The sequence below is a fragment of the Bordetella sp. 2513F2 genome, from assembly GCF_054642735.1.
In genome coordinates, this window is the sequence record NZ_CM137755.1 from 2,064,850 (window position 1) to 2,084,795 (window position 19,946).

The following is a 19,946-nucleotide window of genomic DNA, read 5'->3' on the forward strand; positions in this document are numbered from 1 at the left end:
AGCAAGGTGCATGCCCGCCGCTCAGTGGCGATTGAGCGCCAGGCCGAGCAGCACGCCGATCCCGGCCGCCACGCCCAGGGCCTGCCAGGGACGCTGCTGGACATAGGTCTCGGCGCACGCCACGGCCTCGTGCGCCAGGTCGCCGGAGCTGCCGGCCAGGGCATCGAAGGCGGCGCGCGTCTTGCCGATCTGCGCCTGCAGGCGCGCACGCAAGGTCTCAAGATCGGCCGTGGTGGTGTCGTTGATGATGGCGTCCAGTTCGTCCAGCCATTCCTGGCGCGAGCGGCCGGAGGGGTTGGGAGTGTTGGAGGTGGTGTCGGTCTCTTGCATGGCATGTCCCCGAGGTGTGGATGCGATGGTGTGGCACTGCGCACATCTTGCACGCCGCGGTAGAAACTCCCGGGCGCCGGCCCGGGCCCATGGCAGGTGCGCGATGCGCGGCTCCTGCAGCAAGCCGCGGACCCGGCCCGCCGCCATGGGAACGGCGATTGCTTGCAGCCTGCACCCATCCCGCGGACGGTGCCGTCCGGGGGAAGTCCGAGAGAGGTCGTTCCATGCCCCGACAAGCGAATTTCCACGTTCCGCCCAAGCCCGATCCCGTGCCGCCGGAGTCCCCGCCCGGCGACCTGCCCGTGGATCCCGACACCGACGAACCGGACATTGACCTCCCGCCGCCCGAGGATCCCCCCGTGCGCCGCAATGGCGGCGGCCAGGGTCGCAAAGGGTCGGGCCTGTATCGCATGCGCCTGCTCAGAGGCAGGGTGCAAGCCATATGACGGCGGGGCCCAGGGCCAGCAGGGCGCCCAGGGCCATCAGGTCCAGATGGACCGCCACCTGGTCGAGGAAGCGGCGGCCGTGGGCAGACGGCGGCGCCGACGCGCGCCGCCTGCGCTCGCGCCGCCAGGAGGCGCGGGCCAGGGCGGCCAGGGCCACGGCATGCGCCAGCCAGAGCACCGCCAGGGCCCAGGAGAGGCCGCGGCCGCCGGACGTCGCGGCGCAGCCGAGCGACTGCCCCATGTAGAGCAGCGCGAACGCCGCGATCCATATGCCCACGCCGGCGAGCAGCGCCGTTGCCAGGCGGGCAACGGCGCGCCTCATTGCCAGGCTCCCGCGAGCGCCGGGCCGTACAGGGCGGCGAGCGTCGCTGCGCCGGTCACGGCGGTATAGCGCCACCACAGCCGCATCACGCGTGCCGCCACGTCGCCCGGCGGCAGCGGGGCGCTGCCGCGCTTGGCCGTCCAGGCTACGAAGCCCGACAACAGCCCTGCCACGGCGGCATGGAGCAGCACGTAGGCAAGCAGGGCCCGCGCGACCGCGGCGTAGGCATGCTGCCGGCCATCGGGCAGGGCGTCGTGCTGCAGCCAGGCCAGCGCCGCCACGGCGACGATCGCCGCGCCGGCTGCCGGCAGGGCGCCGCGCAGGCCGGCCCGCGAGGAGGATGCCAGTGTGCCCGCGGCCAGGGCCGCAAGCACCAGCCATGGCGCCACGCCGCCGGTCGCCAGGCCCGCCGGCGGCGGCCATGCGGGGGCGGCCCGCCACAGGAAGGCGTAGCCGAACAGCAATGCGCCATAGCAGGTGGCGTCGGCCACCAGCGCCAGCCCGGTGCCCCACAGGCCCGGTGCGGGCGCGCCGCCGCCGGTGTGCAGCCCCGCCACTGGCGGGGGGGCCTGCAGGCGGCGCCCGCGCCAGGCCCAGGCCAGGAATACGGCCGTCATGGCCGCAAGGGCGCAGCCTGCCAGCAGGTACTGTTTGGCCAGGACGGACAGGAAGACCGCGGCGGTGGCCAGCGCCGCCGCCAGCGGCAGCGGGCTGGGGCCGGGGATGCGCAGCACGGCGCGCGGCGCGCCGCTGATGGGGTCGACCGCGAGCAGCTCGCGCACGCCCGGGATGTGGCGATCCAGCCAGCCGTCGCCGCCGGCCGCGCGGGCGCCCAGTCCGGGCCGGTGCCACAGGGGGTAGGCCTCTTCCACCTCGGGCAGGCTGGCGAAGTTGTAGGACGCAACCGGGGTGGCGGTCGCCCATTCCAGCGTCCCGGCGCCCCAGGGGTTGCGCGGCGCGCGCACGCCCAGCCGTGCGTTGACCAGGACGTCGAGCAGGAACAGCGCCAGGCCTATGGCCAGCACGAAGGCGGCAATGGAGGTGAGCAGGTTCAGGCCGTCCCAGCCCAGCCCGGTCGGATAGGTATAGATGCGCCGCGGCATGCCGAGCAGGCCGGTGAGATGCATGGGCAGGAAGGCCGCGTTGAAGCCGCCGAAGATCAGCCAGAAGGCCCAGCGGCCGGCGCGATCGGACGGCATGCGGCCGGTGACGTGCGGCATCCAGTAGTAGGTGGCGGCCATCAGCGGGAAGACCAGCCCGCCCACCAGCACGTAGTGCAGGTGCGCCACCACGAAATGCGTATCGTGCGCCTGCCAGTTGAACGGCACCAGCGCCAGCATGACGCCGGTGAGGCCGCCGCACACGAACACGAACAGGAAGCCGGCCAGGTACAGCATGGGCAGATGCAGCCGCGGCCTGCCGCACCACAGCGTGGCCAGCCAGGCGAACACCTGTATGCCCGTGGGCACGGCAACCAGCATGCTGGCGATGGAGAAAAAGGATTGCGCCAGGTGGGGAATGCCCACGGTGAACATGTGGTGCACCCACAGCCCGAAGCTCAGCGCCGCCAGCAGCACCACGCTGGCCGCCACGGCCGCATGGCCGACCAGGCGGTGTCCGGCCAGGGCCGGCAGCATGGTCGACACCATGCCGGCGGCCGGCAGGAAGATGACATACACCTCGGGGTGGCCGAACATCCAGAACAGGTGTTGCCAGAGCAGGGGATCGCCGCCGCGCGACGGGTCGAAGAAGGGCCAGTCCAGCGCGCGTTCGAGCTCCAGCAGTATCGATCCCAGGATGAGCGGCGGGAAGCCCACCAGGATCATGCCGGCGGTGGCCAGCATGTACCAGGCGAACAGGGGCATGCGGTCCAGGCTCATGCCCGGCGCGCGCAGCAGCAGGATGCTGGTGATGAGCTCCACGCCTGCGCAGATGGCAGAGATTTCGGCGAAGGTCACGCCGATCAGCCAGAGATCGGCGTCCAGCCCCGGGCTGTAGCGCGTGCCGGAGAGCGGGGTATACATGAACCAGCCGGCCTGGGGCGCCACGCCGAGGGCCAGGCCGCCGAGCAGCAGCAGCCCGCCGAACAGGTAGCACCAGTAGGCATAGGCGCCGAGCCGCGGGTAGGCCAGGTCGCGCGTGCCCAGCATCTTGGGCAGCAGGTAGAGCGCGAAGCCTTCCAGCATGGGGATGGCGAAGAGGAACATCATCACCGTGCCATGCATGGTGAAGAGCTGGTTGTAGCGGGTGCTGTCCAGGAAAGGGTTGCCCGGCACGGCAAGCTGGGCGCGCACCAGCATGGCCAGGATGCCGCCGACCACGAAGAACGCCAGCGCCGTCAGCATGAAGCGCTTGCCGATGAGGGTATGGTTCACGGCGCTCAGGCTGCCGCGCCAGCCGGGCGGGTCGGCCCACTCGCGCTGCAGGCGGCCATGGCGGGCGATGGGGGTCATGGCCTGGCCTCCAGCGCCTCGGCCAGCGCCTCCAGCTCGGCGGGCGCGAGCGCGACGGGCGGCATGCGGCTGCCGGGCTTGAGTTGGCGATGGTCGCGCAGCCAGCGGCGCAGGCCTTCGGGCGTATTGTCCAGCGTGCCGGCGCCCAGGGTCAGGCGCAACGGCAGGTCGGCCAGGTTCGGGCCGTCGCGGCCGCGCACCCGCGGGTCCAGGCTGTGGCAGCCCAGGCAGTGGCGCGCATAGGGGCCGGCCTGCAGCCGGGCCGCGGCCGCATGCGGGCTCGCCGCGGCGGCCAGCCGCGCCTGCAGCGCCTGCGGCGGATGCGCCTCGATGCGCAGTCCCATGCGGGCGTGCTGGGCGCCGCAGAATTCGGCGCAGGTGCCGGCGTAGACGCCGGGCCGGTCGGCCTGCAGCCGCACGGTGTTGACGCGGCCGGGTATGGCGTCGAGCTTGCCGCCCAGCCGCGGCGCCCAGAAGCTGTGGATCACGTCGTCCGAGCGCAGCGTCACCGCGACGGGCCGGCCTGCCGGGATGTGCAGCTCATTGGCGCTGTACACCGGCCCGCCCGGCGCATCGGGGTAGCGCACCTCCCACCACCACTGGTGCGCCCACACTTCGACGCGGTAGGCGTCGGCGACGTGCGCGCGCATGGCCTGGCCGGCAGGCAGACCCCAGGCCAGCAGCGCCGCGGCGGCCGCCAGCGGCAGCGCGATGCCGGCCGCCAATGCCAGCCGTGCGGCCCGCCGGGCATCCGGCTTGCTCCGGCGGCGCAGGAAGGCGGCCGCAGCCAGCAGACAGACACCCAGCAGCACCATGCCGCCCGCGCCCGTCATCCACCACCACACGCGCGCGATCGCCGCGGCCGCCGGGCCGGCGGCGTCCAGGGCAGACAGGGGGGCCGGGGCGGACCACAGCGTGTTCATGCGTACTTTCTTCTCCGTCGATGAAACAATTCACCAAACCGTTGCCCGTGGGCACGCACACCGAAGTCGCCGTGGCGCGGCATCCGCTGCATCCCATGCTGGTGACCTTCCCGATCGCGTTCTACATGGGCGCGCTCGCCGCGGACCTGGCCTTTGTGCTCACCGCCGATCATTTCTGGGCGCGGGCCGCGTTGTGGCTGCTGGGCAGCGGCACCGTGATGGGGGCGCTGGCGGCGCTGTCGGGCACGGTGGAGCTGCTGCTGGTGCGCAACATCCGCAGGCGGCCCGCGGGGTGGACCCATTTCGCGGCGGCGACGATGCTGCTGTCGGTGGAGGCGATCAACTGGTTCGGACGCATGGACGACCCTATAGCAGCGATCGTGCCCGGCGGGCTGTATCTCTCCGCGCTGGGCGCGGGGCTGGTGGCGCTGGCGGGGTGGCTGGGCGGCAAGCTGGTGTTCGAGCACCACGTCGGCATCCACGACAAGCCGGAGGACGCCCCGGATCCTGCCGACTGAGCGGCGCGGCTCAGAACGGCTTGGCCAGCACCAGCCAGAGCACCGCGCCCGCCAGCGCCGCCGGCAGCAGCGCCAGGGCCGGCGGAGCCACCACGCGCCGCAGGCGGGGCTGGTCGTCCAGGGCCGTGACGACCCGGCCGCAGTACAGGTGGAACAGCACCAGCGCCGCCACGACAGTCAGCTTTGCGTGCAGCCAGAAACCGGCAGGCGCGGCGGCATACGCCAGCGCCGTGCCGCTCACGATGGCCAGCACGGCAGCAGGCGAGGCCACATAGACGAAAGCCAGCCGTGCCATGACATGCAGGCGCGGCAGTTGATGGGCGGGCTGCGCACGGCCCACGTCGTGGAAGACCGCCGGCAGATAGACGAGGGCGGCGCACCAGAGGGCCAGCGCGCACAGGTGCACGGCTTTGATCCATACCATCGAGATTCCCGGTTCCTGATTGTGGAGGGTCCGGGGCCTGTCGAGGCCCGCCGGGGCATGCGCCCGCCAGCCCATTCTATCGACGTGGACGCTGCCGAGTTGATGCGGAATGCAGACCCTTGTAACGTTGTGCGGGCAGCATGCGGTCCTGCCGGCTTCCGGCATCCGGCCGCGACGTCCCTGCGGCGGCCCGGGCACGGCGCTTGCGCACCTGGGGAAAAATCCAGCCGGACACCGGATAAAGGAGGGGCATGGCGGCGACCGTGATGATCATGCGCCACGCCGAGAAGCCGCGTTCGCGACATGGCGTGCCGGGGCGTACCGAGATCGGGCTTCCCACCCGGCACGGCCTGAGCGAAGCGGGATGGCTGCGCGCCCATGCGCTGGCGCGCTGGTTCCAGGACGGCTGGCCGCGCGCCGGAGCGCGGCCGCAGGCCATCTTCGCTGCCGCGCCCACCGCGCGCCGTCCCAGCACGCGCTCGGTGGACACCGTGACGCCGCTGGCCCGCGCCCTGGGATTGCCGGTGCGCCGCGAGCCTGCCGGCAGCCGGGCCGCGCGCGACCTGGCGAACGTGCTGCGCCGCCTGCCGGGATCGGTGCTGGTGTGCTGGCGGCATCGCGACATTCCGCGCCTGGCGCGGGCATTGGGCATTGCGCAGGCGCCCAAGCGGTGGCCCGGGTCGCGCTACGACGAAATCTGGGTCGCGCGGCGGCGGCGCGGCAAGTGGGAACTGGAAATCGTGCGTCATCCGCCGCTGCACACCGGCCCGCCACTGGTGGCCGGGCCACCACGCTGAGGACATCGATGACCGACGACGACGGCGCCTGCACCCCCTGGAACGACGACTACGCGCGCCTGGAAGACGAGCGCGTCATCCTGCAGCGCATCGCCGCCGGCGAACCGCTGGCCGAGGTGCTGCACGAGGCGCTGCACACCATCGAGGCGCATTCGGGCCATGGCCTGCGCGCGGCCATCCTGCTGGTCGACGAGAGCGGCGCTGCGCTGCGCCTGGCTGCCGCGCCCAGCCTGCCGCCGGCCTATGCCGCCGTCATGGCCTGCGTACCCATGGGGCGGGCCTCGGATTGGCCGGACGCCGCCGGCAACAGGCAGGCCGTCTACGCCGCAGACATCGCCACGCATCCGGCCTGGATCCCATGGCGCCAGGCGGCGCTGGCGCATGGCCTGCGCGCATGCTGGTCGGTGCCCATCGTCGGGGCGGACGGCCGGCTCCTGGGCGTGTTCTGCAAATACTATCCGCAGCCGCGCATGCCCACCTCGCGCGACCTCGATGCCATTGCCATGATGACCCGCACCGCTGCGCTGGCCATCGAGCGGCACATGGCCGAACAGGCGCTGCGGCGCAGCAGCGACCGCTGGCACGGCCTGTTCGATCGCATGCATGAGGGCTTCTTCCTTGCGGGCGCCGTGCGCGGCGAGAACGGCCGCATCCTCGATTTCCGCCTGCTGGAGGCGAACCGGGCTTTCCAGCGCCAGAGCGCCGCAGCGCCGGGCGACGGGCTGCTGGACACGCTGGCGGCCATGGCGCCCCATCAGGCCCAGGCCTGGGTGGAGGCATTCGCGCGGGTGGCGGAAACCGGCGAAGCCGCGCAGTTCGAGATCCAGACGCAGCGCGGCGACGCGGCGGCCTGGTACGAGGTGCATGCCAGCAAGGAAGGCGCGGACCAGGTGGTGGGCCTGCTGCTGGACGTCACGCCGCGCAAGATGGCGGAAGCGGAGGTCTGGGAGGGGCAGCAGCGCAAGGCGTTCCTGCTGGCGCTCTCCGACCGCCTGCGTCGCTGCGGCAGGCAGCGCGAGGTCGAGGACGCCACCTGCGAATCGCTGGGCCGCTACCTGGGGCTGGAAGCCTGCGCCGTGCTGCAGGTGGACGGCAAATCCCGCCAGATCGAAGTCTGCGCCAGCTGGCCCGAAGGGGCCTGGCACGACGGCCTGCCGGATGACGCCTTCTTCACCGCCGCGGCGCAGGCGGGCACCGTCAACCTGGCGCCGTTTCTCGCCGACGGCGAGGGGGCGGCCCGGCCCTCGGCCATCCTGTCGTCGCTGCGCCAGTGGGGCCGCCGGGACGGCGTGCTGTACGCGCGCCCCTCGCCGCAGAGCCGCCTGCGCGGCGCCGACATCGCCTTCCTCGAGGAGGTCGGCGAGCGCATGTGCGACGCGGTCGAGCGCTGCCAGTATGCGCGCGTGCTGGAGCAGCGCGTGGAGCATGCCATTGCCGAGCGCGACCGCATCTGGCGCCTCTCGCCGGAGCTGCTGGCGGTGGTGGACGCGCAGGGCCGGTTCGCGAGCGTGAATCCGGCCGTGCATGCCATCCTGGGCTGGACCGCCGAGCAGTTCCTGGCCATGTCTTTGTCGTCGCTGGTGCATCCCGACGACTACGAAGGCACCTTGCAGGCGTTCTCGGCCGGCGCGGGCGCGACGCCGGCGGTGCGCCACCTGGAAAGCCGGCTGCGGCACCGCAGCGGCAGCTATCGCTGGATCACGTGGAAGCTGTCGTGGGCGCAGGGCAGTCTTTACCTCGCGGGCCGCGACGACACGGAATTCAAGGCCCAGGCCGAGGCGCTGCGGCACAGCGAGGATGCGCTGCGCCAGGCCCACAAGATGGAGGCCGTGGGCCGCCTGACGGGGGGCATTGCGCACGACTTCAACAACATGCTGCAGGCCCTGACGGGCGCGCTGTACCTGCTCAGGCGCCGCCTGCAGGGAGGGCGCACCGAAGAGGCGCTGCATTTCCTGCAGACCGCGGTGGACGCGTCGAACCGCGCCGCGCGGCTGACGCAGCGGCTGCTGGCCTTCTCGCGGCGCCAGCCCATCCACCCCAAGCCGCTGCAGCTGCGCCAGGTGGTGCATTCGATGGAGGAGCTGCTGCAGCGCTACGTGGGCGAGCGCGTCGCGCTGGCGTTGCGCATACCCGAAGACGCCTGGCTGGTGCACTGCGACGTCAACCAGTTCGAGAATGCGCTGCTGAACCTGGTGATCAACGCGCGCGATGCATTGTCGGACGGCGGGCGGGTGGTGATCGAGAGCATCAATCGCAGCCTGGACGCCACGTTCCTGCAGGCCTATCCGGACCTCTCTCCGGGCGACTACGTGGAGATCTGCGTGTCGGACAACGGCTGCGGCATGCCGCCGGACGTGCTGGCGCAGGCCTTCGAGCCTTTCTTCACCACCAAGCCGCTGGGCGAGGGCACCGGGCTGGGCCTGTCGATGATCTACGGTTTCGCCAAGCAGGCCGGCGGCTTCGCCGCCATCGAGAGCGGCGTGGGCGCCGGCACGGCGGTGCGCATCTACCTGCCGCGCTACGTGGGCAAGGAGGCGCCGGCCGAAGGCGCGCAGGGCGCGCCGGAATCGCCTGCTGCGCGTGCTGCGGTGGACGCCACCATCCTGCTGGTGGAAGACGACCCCAACGTGCGCAGCATGGTGCACCAGAGCCTGGACGAACTCGGGCTGTCGGTGCTCATCGCGGGCGACGGCGAAGCGGCCTATGCGCTGGCGGCCAAGCTGCCGCGCCTGGACCTGCTGCTCACCGACATGGGCCTGCCGGGCATGAACGGCAGGCAGCTGGCCGAGGCGCTGCGGGCGGTGCACCCCGCCATGCGCGTGCTCTTCATGACGGGCTATGCGGTCGAGGCCGTGCAGGGCGAAGGCTTCCAGGCGCCCGGCATGGACCTGATCGTCAAGCCGTTCTCGCCCGACGTGGTGGCCGCGCGGGTGCGGGCCATGCTGGAGTCCGACGACGGGGCCGCGCGCTCAACCTGAGGCCAGCACCGCCACGGGCCAGCGCTGCAGCAGGCCGGCCAGCGGCAGGGCGCCGGCGGCGTCCGGCTGCCATGCCTGGCCGGTGAGGATGTCCCGCAAGGCGCCGTGCGCCGGCGGCGCGTCGTCCGGCCCGGCCAGGATCACGTGCGTATCCTGCCACCACGCTGCGGCGTCGGCGGCCGGGTCGCCGTGCAAGCGCGGCGCCACCTGCATGCTGCAGGCGCGCGGCACCACCACCGCCACCAGCCCGTCCGCGTGGCGCCGCGCATAGGCCAGCACATGGGCCGCACGCGCGCCGTACGCCGGCAGGGGGTGGTAGCTGCCGTGCTGCATCAGCCCCGGCCGCTGCGCGCGCAGCGTCAGCAGGGTGCGCAGCAGGGCCTGTTTCACGGTGCCGTCGTACCACGCCTGCGGGAGATCCGGCTGCAGCGCGGGGAATTCCGGCGTCTCGGCCAGCGCCCGGCGGCGCAGCGCGTAATCCACCGCACGCCGGTTGTCCGGGTCCACCAGGCTGAAATCCCAGCGCTCGGTTCCCTGGTACAGGTCCGGCACGCCGGGGGCGCTCAGGCGCAGCACGACCTGCGCCAGCCCGTTGACCATGCCCGGCAGGCACAGGCGCTGCGCCCAGCGCGCCACGGCTGCGCGGAGTTCCGGCGTGTCGCACAGGCGCTGCAGCGCCTGCAGGCAGGCCTGCTCGTACGCCTCGTCGGGCGCGAACCAGCTGCTGCGCAGCTTGGCTTCGCGCAGCGCCTTGACCTGCCACTCGGCCACCCGCTCGCGATAGGCCTGCACACCGGCCGTGTTCCCGGGTTCGAGATCCGGCGGCCATGCGCCGACCACGGTCTGGAGCATCAGGTAGAGGTCGCCGGGATGCACATCGGGCGCATGTCCCGCCTGTCCCAGTGCGGCGATGATGGCGTCGGCCTCCCGCACCCAGGCGTCGGGCTGCTCGCTCAGCACGGCCAGGCGCGCACGCACGTCTTCGCCGCGCTTGTGGTCGTGGGTGGCGGTGGCCAGCATGGCGCCGGGATGGTGCTGCGCGCGGCGCGCCACGCGTTCGTGGAAGCGCGGGGCCGACAGCGCGAAGACCTCGGGCGAGGCCCCGACTTCGTTGCGCGACAGCAGCACGCCGTAGCGGTAGAACAGCGTGTCTTCCAGTGCCTTGGCCGCCAGCGGCGGCGTGAGGTGGCGCAGCCGGCGCTGGGCCTGGCGCCGCAGGCGCACGGCCTCGGGCGACGCGCCCAGGCCGGGGTCTTCGGTGAGCCATTGCAGCAGTTGCCCGAGCAGCCTGCCGCCGTCGTCGGCGGAGTCCGGGCATTGCAGCGCGATGCGGCGGGCGCGCTGCGCCGCTTCGCGGCACACCGCCAGGTCGGCCTGCCGGTCTTCGCCGTAGGTGCGATACACCGGGAACGCCATCAGCCACGGCAGCAGTGCGCGCTCCACCGCCACCGGCCCGCGATCGCGCGAACCGGGCTCCAGCCGCGCCAGCCGGCCCAGCACGCGCACCAGCGCACGCGTCTCGGCCATGAAGTGGCGCGTCAGCATCAGGTGGCGGGCGGCCTCGAGCTGCTCGGCCACGGGGCGCGCATCGCCGCCGAGGCGCTGCCAGGCGCGGACGAGCGCGGCTTCGCCTTCGGCGGCGTGCAGCACCGCGGATGCGTCATCCATGAAGTCGTAGCCGGTGCTGCCGTCGACCTGCCAGCTGGCCGGCAGGGTCTCGTCTTCGTGCAGGATCTTTTCCACCACGATGTACGGCTCGGCGGCCTTCCTGCCGGCGCCGGCCGCGGCGCGGCGCAGGGCCGCGCGCAGCCGGCGGCAGTAGGGGCCGGGCTCGGCCAGGCCGTCGACGTGGTCGACGCGCACGCCGTCGATCACGCCCTCTGCATACAGGCGCAGCACCAGGGCGTGGACCGCCTCGAAGACGTCGGGCAGGTCCACGCGCACGCCCACCAGCTCGCCGATCTCGAAGAAGCGGCGCCAGTTGATCTGTTCCGCGGCGCTGGGCCACCATGCCAGCCGGTAGTGCTGCAGCGCCAGCAGCGCTTCCAGGCAGGCCAGGCCTTCCGGGGTGGCCGGATCGTGCGCGCGCAGCGTGGCCTGCGGCTCGCCAGACACCGCGCGCAGCGTGCCGGGCGCCAGGGGATAGCGGCCGCCGGCTTCGATATGGAAGGCCTGCTGTTCGTCATCGTAGGCCAGGCGGATGTCGCCGCCGGCAAGCGCCTCGTCATAGGGGCGGCCCAGCGTGGGCGCCAGCACCCGGCCGCGCAGCCAGGGGTCGGGATCCTGCCAGTCTATGTCGAACCATCGGGCATGCGCGCTGCGCGGGCCGTGGGTGAGCACGTCGCGCCACCACGCGTTGTCCCAGTGCACGGCCATGTGGTTGGGGACGATGTCCACGATCAGGCCCATGCCGCGCGCATGCAGCGCCTCGGCGAGCGTGTGCAGCGCCGGTTCGCCGCCCAGCTCGGGGTTCACGCGGGCATGATCGACGACGTCGTAGCCGTGGGTGGAGCCGGGCCGCGCGCAGGTGACGGGCGAGAGGTAGTAGTGGCTCACGCCCAGCTCGGCGTAGTAGTCGACCTGCTCGAGCGCGTCGGCGAGCGTGAAGCCCGCGTGCAGCTGCAGGCGGACGGTGGCGCGCGGCAGCGTCATGGGCGCCTCCTCGCGCGCCGTATCGCGTCGACCGCGGAGGCGGCTGCATCGTGCTGCGGCAGGGCCCGCGCCGCGGCGGGCAGGCGGCGGCGCCAGTTGGGATGAATGTCCAGGGTGCCGGGGATGTTGGGCTGTTCTTCCATGTCGTAGATGTCCTCCAGCGGCGCCAGCATGAGGGGAGCGGGAGTGCTCGCCACATAGCCGAGCAGGGCGGCAGTGGGCGATTCGGCAGGGGCCGGCCCGGGTTCGGCCAGCCCGGCCCGGACCAGCGCCTGCCACAGCGCCGTGCGGTCGGCATCGCGGGCACGTTGCGCGGCGGGCGCCTCGGTGTCGGCAAGCGTGCCCAGCCGCAAGCCCCAGGTCAGGTCGCGGCCCCTCCACCAGCCGCGCAGCGTGGGCAGGTCGTGCGTGCTGGGCATGGCCAGCGCCTGCGGCGACCAGGCGGAAGGCGGCAGGAAGGGCGCGCCCGTGGCGTCGGCGTCGCGCTGGAACCAGAGCACTTCGGTGCCCAGCACGCCGCGCCGGGCCAGTTCCTGGTTCAGTCCGGGCGGCACGGTGCCCAGGTTCTCGCCCACGATGATCGCGTGATGGCGCCGCGCCTCGAGCGCGGTCAGGCGCAGCAGGTCATCGAGCGGGCAGCGCAGGTAGGCGCCTTCGGTGGCGGCGGCGCCGCGCGGGATGGCCCACAGCCGCGACAGCCCGAGGATGTGGTCGATGCGCACGCCGCCGGCATGGCGCAGGGCGGCCCGCAAGGTCTGGAGGAAGCCGCGGTAGCCGGTGGCGCGCAGGCGGTGCGGGGCGAAGGCGGTGATGCCCCAGGATTGGCCGGCCGCGTTGTAGAGGTCCGGCGGGGCGCCCAGCGTCATGCCGGAGAGATAGGCCGCGGGATCGGCCTGCACCTGGCTGCCCTCCGGATCGGAGCCCACCGCGAGGTCGGCCACCAGGCCTATGCCCATGCCGGCGCGCCGCGCGGCCTGCTGCACGTGGTCCAGGCTTTCGGCCGCCAGCCACTGGGCATAGCAGTGGAAGTCGATCTCGCGGGGGTCGCCGGGCTTGCCGGCGGCACGGGCCTCGAACCCGGCGTGCGCCTGCAGCGCCACGCCGCCTTCGGCCACGAACGCCGTGTAGCGCTGCTGCAGCGCGCCGGGCGCATTCGGCCAGTCCGCGTGCAGCCTGCGCAGCAGGTCCAGGCGCAGCGCCGCCACACACGGCCAGTCGACCAGCGGCGCGGCTTCCAGCGCCGTCACGTCGGCGCCCTGTGCGTGCAGCGCCGCGCGCACGGCGTCCAGCCCCAGCACGTGCTGGGGCGCCGCATACAGCACATTGAGGAACAGCCGGCTCGACGGCGAGTAGGGGCTGTAGCGCTGCAGGTCGGCGCTGAACATGGCATGCACCGGGCTCATGGCCAGCGCGTCCGCGCCCAGCCCCGCGAGGGTTTCGGCCAATGCCTGCAGCGCCGCGAAGTCGCCGTAGCCGCCGCGCAGCGGCTCGTCCGGGGCGTGGCGCAGGCTGCCCACCTGGGCCGCCACGCCCCAGGCGCGCGCGGCGCTGCCTGGGATCAGTTCCTCCACGCCGGGGCAGGCGGCGGGACACACGGCAAGCGGCAGCTCGCGGCCCGCCGCTTCCAGCACGTGGTAGCCGGGCGCCTGCGGCGCGCGCGCGACCCAGTGTCCGCCCTCGCGCTGCAGCGAGCCGGCCTGCACGCTGCCGTCCTCGCAGCGGATCTCGTAGGCAAGCGGCGCGTCGGCCGGCAGGGCGACGGCCGCGCCCGGGTCCGTCACGCACAGGCCTTCGGCACGGGCCCGGGCCTGTTCGGCCTGCAGCCGCGCGAGGCTGTCGTTCAGCTGTGCCGGCGTGCCGGCGGGGAGATCCAGGGCCTCCAGTACGGCACGCAGCGTGTCCGCGGCCACGCGCTGTGCACGCCCGGCGGCGTCGGTCCAGTGCACCTGGATGCCGGCGAGCCCGGCCAGCCGCTCCAGCGGATCGGATGCCGCGGCTTCAGCCATCGCCGTCCTCGATGGTGCAGATGGCGGTGGCCGCAGGCAGCTCGCCCTGCGCCAGGCGCAGGGCCGCGCCCGGCACGCTTTCGAAGACCAGGGTGGCATGCGCGGCCGGCCGCTGCTCGGCAGGCACGGGCTGGGCCGCCTGGGGGTCGAGGTTGAGATGCAGCGACAGCCGCGCGCCATCGCCCATGCGCCAGCAGGCGCGCAGCGCGCAGCGGCCCAGCGCGGCGGCGCCGGCCGACTGGGCGCCGCGCAGGCGCGGCACCACGAGGTGCTCCCGGACCTGCAGCAGTTCCTGGTAGTAGGGCCACCATTGCGCATCCGGCGGCGCGCTCCAGGGGTCGCTGGCGGCGTAGGTGGCCGGATCGTTCGGATCCGGGATGGGCGGTTCGCCGGGCGACTCGGTGATTTCCGGGAACTCCGAGCGGCGTCCTTCGCGCACGGCACGGGCCAGCTCGGGATCCGGATGGCTGGTGAAGTACAGGAAGGGCGCGCGGGCGCCCAGTTCCTCGCCCATGAAAAGCAGCGGGACCTGGGGCGCGAGCAGCAGCGCCGCCACCGCGGCGCGCAGCGCCTGGGGGTCGACGCTGTCCAGGCCCAGCAGGCGCTCGCCGCGGCCGCGGTTGCCGGTCTGGTCGTGGTTCTGCAGGAAGTTCACGAAGGCCGTGGGCGGCAGGCCGGTGCTGTCCTGCCCGCGCGGCCGGTCGCGGTGCGCGGAGTGTTCGCCCTGGTAGATGAAGCCGCCGGAGAGGGCCCGCGCCAGGCTGGCGGCGGGCGCGTCGACGTAGTCGCGGTAATAGCCCTGCCGTTCGCCGGTGAGCAGGTGGTGGTAGACGTGGTGCACGTCGTCGTTCCACTGGGCGTCGTAGCCCGCCTGCAGCAGCCCGGCATCATTGTTGTCGTTCTCCAGCACCAGGTGGATGTGGCGCGGCGGCGGAATGCTCTTGCGGATGTTGTGCGCCAGCTCGCGCAGCCAGCCGTGGTCCTCGATGGCGTGCACCGCGTCCAGCCGCAGGCCGTCGAAGCGGTACTCGGTGAGCCAGTACAGGGCGTTGTCCTGGAAGTAGCGCCGCACCGCCGGCTGGCGGAAGTCGATGGCCGCGCCCCAGGGCGTGCACACGTCGGAGCGGAAGAACGGCGCCGCATAGCGGGGCAGGTAGTTGCCGTCAGGGCCGAAATGGTTGTAGACCACGTCCAGCATCACGTTCATGCGCAGGCCGTGCGCCGTGTCGATGAGATGCTTGAGCTCGTCCGGCGTGCCGTAGGCGCGGTCGGGCGCATAGGGCAGCACGCCGTCGTAGCCCCAGTTGCGCGGGCCCGGGAAGTCGGCGATGGGCATGAGCTCCAGGGTGGTGACGCCGAGCTCGGCGAGCGCGGGCAGGCGCTGCGCCAGCCCCGCAAAGCCGCCGGCCAGGCCCGGATGGGCCTCGTAGATCACCGATTCCTCCCACGGCCGCCCGAGCCAGTCGGGGTTGCGCCAGGGATAGCCGCCGGAGGCCACCACGATGCTGTCGTCGTGCACGTCGCCGTCCTGCAGGCGCGAGGCGGGGTCGGGCACGGTCAGGTTCTCGTCCAGCCGGTAGTGGTAGCGCGTGCCGGGCGGGCAGGGCACGGTGGCTTCGGCGTAGCCGTCGTCCCGCGGCTGCAGCGGGATGGGCTCGTGTCCCTGCACTTCGAGGGCGAAGCCGGGCGGGGCCGAGGGCGCCCAGATGCGAAAGCGCGTGCGGCCATCGGGCAGCGCCCAGGCGCCGACGCGTTGGCCATGAGCGGCAGAAGTCATGGGGAGTCTCCGGAGGCGACGTCGGCCAGCAAGAGGGCCAGGGTATGCGGGGTCAGCACGTACTGTGCCTCGGTCCAGTCGCGCGGTTCGGTGCGGGGCTCGCGCGTGTCGATTTCCAGCCGCCAGGGCAGCGCGGGCCCGGGCAGGATGAACGCGACCTCGGCCTCGCTGCCGTTGAGCAGCAGCAGCGAGGCTTCGCCGCGCCTGGCGTCGCCCGCGGCGCGGCGCAGGACCAGGGCGCGGGTGTGCGGCACGCTCCATTCGTGCTGGGCCATGGGCTGGCCGTCGGCATCGAACCACGATGCCGGCGGAATGCGGCCTGCCACCGGTGCGGTCAGGCCGTAGCGGGGCGCGCGCAGGCTGGGATGGGCGCGGCGCAGCGCCGACAGCCGGGCGGTGAATTCGATGAGCGCGCGGCCTTCGGGGCTGCGCGCCTGGTTCCAGTCTAGCCACGACGTGGGATTGTCCTGGCAATAGGCGTTGTTGTTGCCGTCCTGGCTGTTGCCGAATTCATCGCCGGCCAGCAGCATGGGCGTGCCGTCCGCCACCAGCAGGCAGGCCAGCATGGCGCGCTGGATGGCCGCGCGCCGGGCCCGTATCGCGGGATCGTCGGTGGGGCCTTCGATGCCCCAGTTGCGGCTGAAGTTCTCGGAATGTCCGTCGTTGCCGTCTTCGCCATTGGCCTCGTTGTGCCGGGACTCGTACGACACCAGGTCGGCCAGGGTGAAGCCGTCGTGCGAGGCCAGGAAGTTGATGCTGGCCCAGGGCCGGCGGTGGCGGCGGTCGAACAGGTCGGCCGACGCGGTCAGGCGCGAGGCCAGCTCGCCGCGCATGGCCTCGTCGCCCCGCCAGTAGCGCCGCACGCCGTCGCGGAAGCGGTCGTTCCACTCGGCGAAGCCCGGCGGGTGGCAGCCGAGCTGGTAGCCGTCGGGGCCGATGTCCCAGGGTTCGGAAATCAGCTTGAGCCGCGAGAGCACGGGATCCTGCAGGATGGCGTCGAAGAAGCCCGAGCCGGGATCGAATCCCGTGCCCTCGCGCCCCAGCGTGGTTCCCAGGTCGAAGCGGAAGCCGTCCACCTGATACCACTGCGCCCAGTGCCGCAGCGAGTCCATCACCATCTGCAGCACGCGCGGATGCGAGAGGTTCACGGTGTTGCCGCAGCCAGTGTCGTTGATGTAGTAGCGTTCCTCGCCCGGCATCAGGCGGTAGTAGCTGGCGTTGTCCAGCCCGCGCCACGACAGGGTGGGGCCGAGCTCGTTGCCTTCGCAGGTGTGGTTGTAGACCACGTCCAGGATCACCTCGATGCCGGCGGCATGCAGCAGCCGGACGGCCCGGCGCAGGTCGTCGCCGCCGCCCGGCGCGTAGGCCGGCTCGGGCGCGAAATAGGCCAGCGTGCTGTAGCCCCAGTAGTTGCGCAGCCCGCGCTCGAGCAGGAAGCGGTCCTGCAGGAAGGCATGCACGGGCAGCAGCTCCACCGCGGTCACGCCCAGGCGCTGCAGGTGCTCCACGAACCAGGGATCCGACAATGCCTCGACCGTGCCGCGCGCCGGCGGATCGAGGTCGTCGCGCTGCATGGAGGCGCCGCGCACGTGCACCTCGTAGATGAACGTGCGGTCCCAGGGCGTGGACGGCGCCTGGGCGGATCCCCAGTTGAAACCCTCGTCGGTCACCACGGCCTTGGGCATGCCCGCGGCGCTGTCGCGCCGGTCCATCGAGAGATCGGTCCTGGCGTGGCCCATGCGGTAGCCGAAGAGCGCGTCGTTCCACCTCAGCTGGCCGCGCAGCTGGCGCGCATAGGGGTCGAGCAGGAGCTTGTGCGGATTGAAGCGATGGCCGTTGACGGGGTCGTAGGGGCCATGGGCGCGCAGCCCATACACCTGTCCGGGCCGGCCGCCCGGCAGGTAGCCGTGCCAGACCTCGTCGGTGCATTCGGGAAAGTCGAGCCGTGCGAGTTCCTTGCGGCCATTGGCGTCGAACAGGCAGAGCTGCATGCGCGTGGCATGCGCCGAGAACACCGCGAAGTTCACGCCCAGGCCGTCGCTGGTGGCGCCCAGGGGGTAAGGCCGGCCGGCCGTCAGTCGGGGGGAGCGGGCCATGGATTCAGGCTCCGTGCCGCAGCAGCAGGGTGGACAGAGGGGGCAGGGTCAGGACCAGCGATTGCGCCTGGCCATGGGCGGGGACCGCTTCGGTGTGCGCTGCGCCGCCGTTGCCCTGGCCCGAGCCGTCGTAGCAATCCGCATCGCTGTTGAAGCGCTCGACCCAGGTGCCCGGGCGCGGCACGCCGACGCGGTAGCCGTGCCGGGCCACGGGCGTGAAATTGCACACGGCCAGCACCTGGCCCGCGCCGTCGGTGCGGACGAAGGCCAGCACGCTGTTGCTGCTGTCGTCGCCCACCAGCCAGGCAAAGCCGGCCGGATCCGCGTCGCGGCGGTGCAGTTCGGGCAGCTCGGCGTACAGCCGGTTGAGATCGGCCACCACGCGCTGCACGCCGCGATGTCCGCGGTCGTCCAGCAGGTTCCAGTCCAGGTGGCCGTCGTGGTGCCACTCATGGGGCTGGGCCAGTTCGCCGCCCATGAACAGCAGTTTCTTGCCGGGATGCGCCCACATGTAGCCGTAGTAGGCGCGCAGGTTGGCCAGGCGCGTGGCGGTGTCGCCCGGCATCTTGCCCAGCAGCGAACCCTTGCCGTGCACCACCTCGTCGTGCGAGAGCGGCAGGATGAAGCGCTCGGAATAGGCGTAGACCATGCCGAAGGTCAGGTCGTGGTGGTGATGCCTGCGATGGATGGGGTCGCGCTCCATGTACTGCAGCGTGTCGTGCATCCAGCCCATGTTCCATTTGTAGTGGAAGCCCAGGCCGCCGTCCGCCACCGGCGCGGTCACGCCGGGCCAGGCAGTGGACTCTTCCGCGATGGTGACCGCGCCCGGGCATTCGCGGGCCACGGTCTGGTTGAGTTCGCGCAGGAAGGCCACCGCCTCGAGGTTCTCGCGGCCGCCGTACTGGTTGGGCACCCATTCGCCGTGGGCCCGGCTGTAGTCGCGATACAGCATGGACGCCACCGCGTCCACGCGCAGGCCGTCCACGTGGTAGTGGCGCAGCCAGTGCAGCGCGCTGGCGATGAGGAAGGCGCGCACTTCGTTGCGGCCGTAGTTGTAGACCAGGGTGTGCCAGTCGGGATGGAAGCCCTCGCGCGGATCGGCATGCTCGTACAGCGCGGTGCCGTCGAAGCGCGCCAGGCCATGGGGATCGTCGGGGAAGTGGCCCGGCACCCAGTCCAGGATCACGCCCAGGCCCGCGGCGTGGCAGCGGTCGACGAAGCGGGCGAAGTCGGCCGGGCTGCCGTAGCGCGCCGACGGCGCGTAGAGCCCCAGCGGCTGGTATCCCCAGGAGCCGCCGAAAGGATGCTCCATCACGGGCAGCAGCTCCACGTGGGTGAAGCCCATGGACCGCGCGTAGCCCGGGAGCTTGGCCGCCAGCCGGTTCCACAGGCTTTCGCCGCCCGGCTCGTCCAGCCAGGAGCCGATGTGCACTTCGTAGATGGAGAGCGGCGCATCGGGCGCCTGGCGGGCGGCGCGCTCCTGCATCCATGCCGCGTCGTGCCACGCAAAAGGCGTGGCGTCGGGCACCACGGACGCGGTGGCCGGCGGCAGCTCGGTGGCCCGGGCCAGCGGATCGGCCTTGAAGACCAGCCCGCCGTCGGCGGCCGTGATGGCGTACTTGTAGCGCGCGCCGGGCGGCACCTCCGGCATGAAGATCTCCCACACGCCGGCCTGGTGGCGCAGCCGCATGCCATGCCGGCGCGCATCCCAGTCGTTGAAGTCGCCCACCACGGCCACGCGCCGCGCATTGGGCGCCCAGACGCTGAAGCGCACCCCGGCGACGCCGCAGCGCTCCATGGGATGCGCGCCCAGGTCATCGGCCAGCCGGGCCGGGGACCCCTCGGCCAGGCTCCACAGGCTGGCATCGTCCAGCAGCGGTCCGAAGGCATAGGGATCCGCCGACAGTGTCTCGCTTCCGTCGCGCCGTACCCGCAGCAGGTACGCCTGCGGGTCGCCGGGCGCAAGCCCCGGGGCCTGCGCGATGTACAGGCCGTCCCCGCACGGCTCGAGCGCCAGTTCGCTGCCGTCGGGCAGCAAGGCCGATACCGACAGGGCGTCGGGAGCATAGACCCGCAGCACGGTTTCGCCATCCACCCGGTGCACCCCCAGCACCCCGAAGGGGTCGGCGTGCGTGCCGGCGCGCAAAGCCTCGCGCTCGGCGGCGGACAGGTCGCCGATGCGGGCATCGGATTCGGCAAGCACTTCGGATCCGGCGTTCATGTT

Annotated in this window: 14 protein-coding genes; 4 read left to right on the forward strand and 10 right to left on the reverse strand. The window is 72.5% G+C overall.

What is annotated here, in order from left to right:
- Positions 1–21: 21 nt before the first annotated feature.
- Positions 22–330: an ElaB/YgaM/YqjD family protein gene (locus tag ACYBYQ_RS09775; protein ID WP_459618548.1), complete on the reverse strand. Its 309-nt coding sequence runs from the start codon at positions 328–330 to the stop codon at positions 22–24.
- Positions 331–554: 224 nt separating this feature from the next.
- Here ACYBYQ_RS09775 and ACYBYQ_RS09780 point away from each other — a divergent pair, with 224 nt between their 5' ends.
- Positions 555–776, forward strand: coding sequence for a hypothetical protein (locus ACYBYQ_RS09780; RefSeq protein ID WP_459618549.1), 222 nt, complete (start codon positions 555–557; stop codon positions 774–776).
- On the opposite strand, the gene ACYBYQ_RS09785 is transcribed toward ACYBYQ_RS09780, so the two are convergent.
- Genes ACYBYQ_RS09785 through coxB form a run of 3 tightly spaced genes read right to left on the reverse strand, consistent with a single transcriptional unit; the run spans position 751 to position 4,474 of the window.
- Positions 751–1,098 carry a hypothetical protein gene (locus ACYBYQ_RS09785; protein WP_459618550.1) on the reverse strand — a complete coding sequence of 116 codons (348 nt, stop codon included), beginning with the start codon at positions 1,096–1,098 and terminating at the stop codon, positions 751–753. The genes ACYBYQ_RS09780 and ACYBYQ_RS09785 overlap by 26 nt on opposite strands.
- A complete protein-coding gene (gene ctaD, locus ACYBYQ_RS09790; RefSeq protein WP_459618551.1) occupies positions 1,095–3,551 on the reverse strand; it encodes a cytochrome c oxidase subunit I in 2,457 nt (818 codons plus the stop codon). Before ctaD ends, ACYBYQ_RS09785 begins: the two co-directional genes overlap by 4 nt.
- Positions 3,548–4,474 (reverse strand): cytochrome c oxidase subunit II, encoded by a 927-nt coding sequence (gene coxB / locus ACYBYQ_RS09795; RefSeq protein ID WP_459618552.1) that lies wholly within the window; start codon positions 4,472–4,474, stop codon positions 3,548–3,550. Before coxB ends, ctaD begins: the two co-directional genes overlap by 4 nt.
- A gap of 20 nt (positions 4,475–4,494) precedes the next feature.
- Here coxB and ACYBYQ_RS09800 point away from each other — a divergent pair, with 20 nt between their 5' ends.
- On the forward strand, positions 4,495–4,992 hold the full coding sequence (locus tag ACYBYQ_RS09800) for a DUF2231 domain-containing protein (protein ID WP_459618553.1): 498 nt from the start codon (positions 4,495–4,497) through the stop codon (positions 4,990–4,992).
- Between the two features lie 10 nt (positions 4,993–5,002).
- Here ACYBYQ_RS09800 and ACYBYQ_RS09805 read toward each other — a convergent pair whose 3' ends face one another.
- The gene (locus ACYBYQ_RS09805) at positions 5,003–5,416 is read right to left on the reverse strand and encodes a CopD family protein (protein WP_459618554.1); all 414 of its coding nucleotides are present in this window, start codon (positions 5,414–5,416) and stop codon (positions 5,003–5,005) included.
- Positions 5,417–5,667: 251 nt separating this feature from the next.
- On the opposite strand from ACYBYQ_RS09805, the gene ACYBYQ_RS09810 reads away from it, so the two are divergent.
- Both ACYBYQ_RS09810 and ACYBYQ_RS09815 read left to right on the forward strand, forming a co-directional pair.
- Positions 5,668–6,213, forward strand: a complete 546-nt coding sequence (locus ACYBYQ_RS09810) for a hypothetical protein (RefSeq protein WP_459618555.1) — start codon at positions 5,668–5,670, stop codon at positions 6,211–6,213.
- 8 nt (positions 6,214–6,221) lie between these two features.
- Positions 6,222–9,191, forward strand: coding sequence for a response regulator (locus ACYBYQ_RS09815; protein WP_459618556.1), 2,970 nt, complete (start codon positions 6,222–6,224; stop codon positions 9,189–9,191).
- Here ACYBYQ_RS09815 and treY read toward each other — a convergent pair.
- The 5 genes from treY to glgB are packed head-to-tail and all read right to left on the reverse strand — an operon-like array spanning position 9,183 to position 19,925.
- Positions 9,183–11,843, reverse strand: coding sequence for a malto-oligosyltrehalose synthase (treY, locus tag ACYBYQ_RS09820; protein ID WP_459618557.1), 2,661 nt, complete (start codon positions 11,841–11,843; stop codon positions 9,183–9,185). The genes ACYBYQ_RS09815 and treY overlap by 9 nt on opposite strands.
- On the reverse strand, positions 11,840–13,849 hold the full coding sequence (gene malQ, locus ACYBYQ_RS09825) for a 4-alpha-glucanotransferase (RefSeq protein WP_459618558.1): 2,010 nt from the start codon (positions 13,847–13,849) through the stop codon (positions 11,840–11,842). Before malQ ends, treY begins: the two co-directional genes overlap by 4 nt.
- Positions 13,842–15,626, reverse strand: a complete 1,785-nt coding sequence (gene treZ, locus ACYBYQ_RS09830) for a malto-oligosyltrehalose trehalohydrolase (protein ID WP_459618559.1) — start codon at positions 15,624–15,626, stop codon at positions 13,842–13,844. Before treZ ends, malQ begins: the two co-directional genes overlap by 8 nt.
- Positions 15,623–17,722 (reverse strand): glycogen debranching protein GlgX, encoded by a 2,100-nt coding sequence (glgX, locus tag ACYBYQ_RS09835; protein WP_459618560.1) that lies wholly within the window; start codon positions 17,720–17,722, stop codon positions 15,623–15,625. The genes treZ and glgX overlap by 4 nt, the downstream gene beginning before the upstream one ends.
- A gap of 4 nt (positions 17,723–17,726) precedes the next feature.
- A complete protein-coding gene (glgB, locus tag ACYBYQ_RS09840) occupies positions 17,727–19,925 on the reverse strand; it encodes a 1,4-alpha-glucan branching protein GlgB (RefSeq protein WP_459618746.1) in 2,199 nt (732 codons plus the stop codon).
- Between the last annotated feature and the right edge of the window lie 21 nt (positions 19,926–19,946).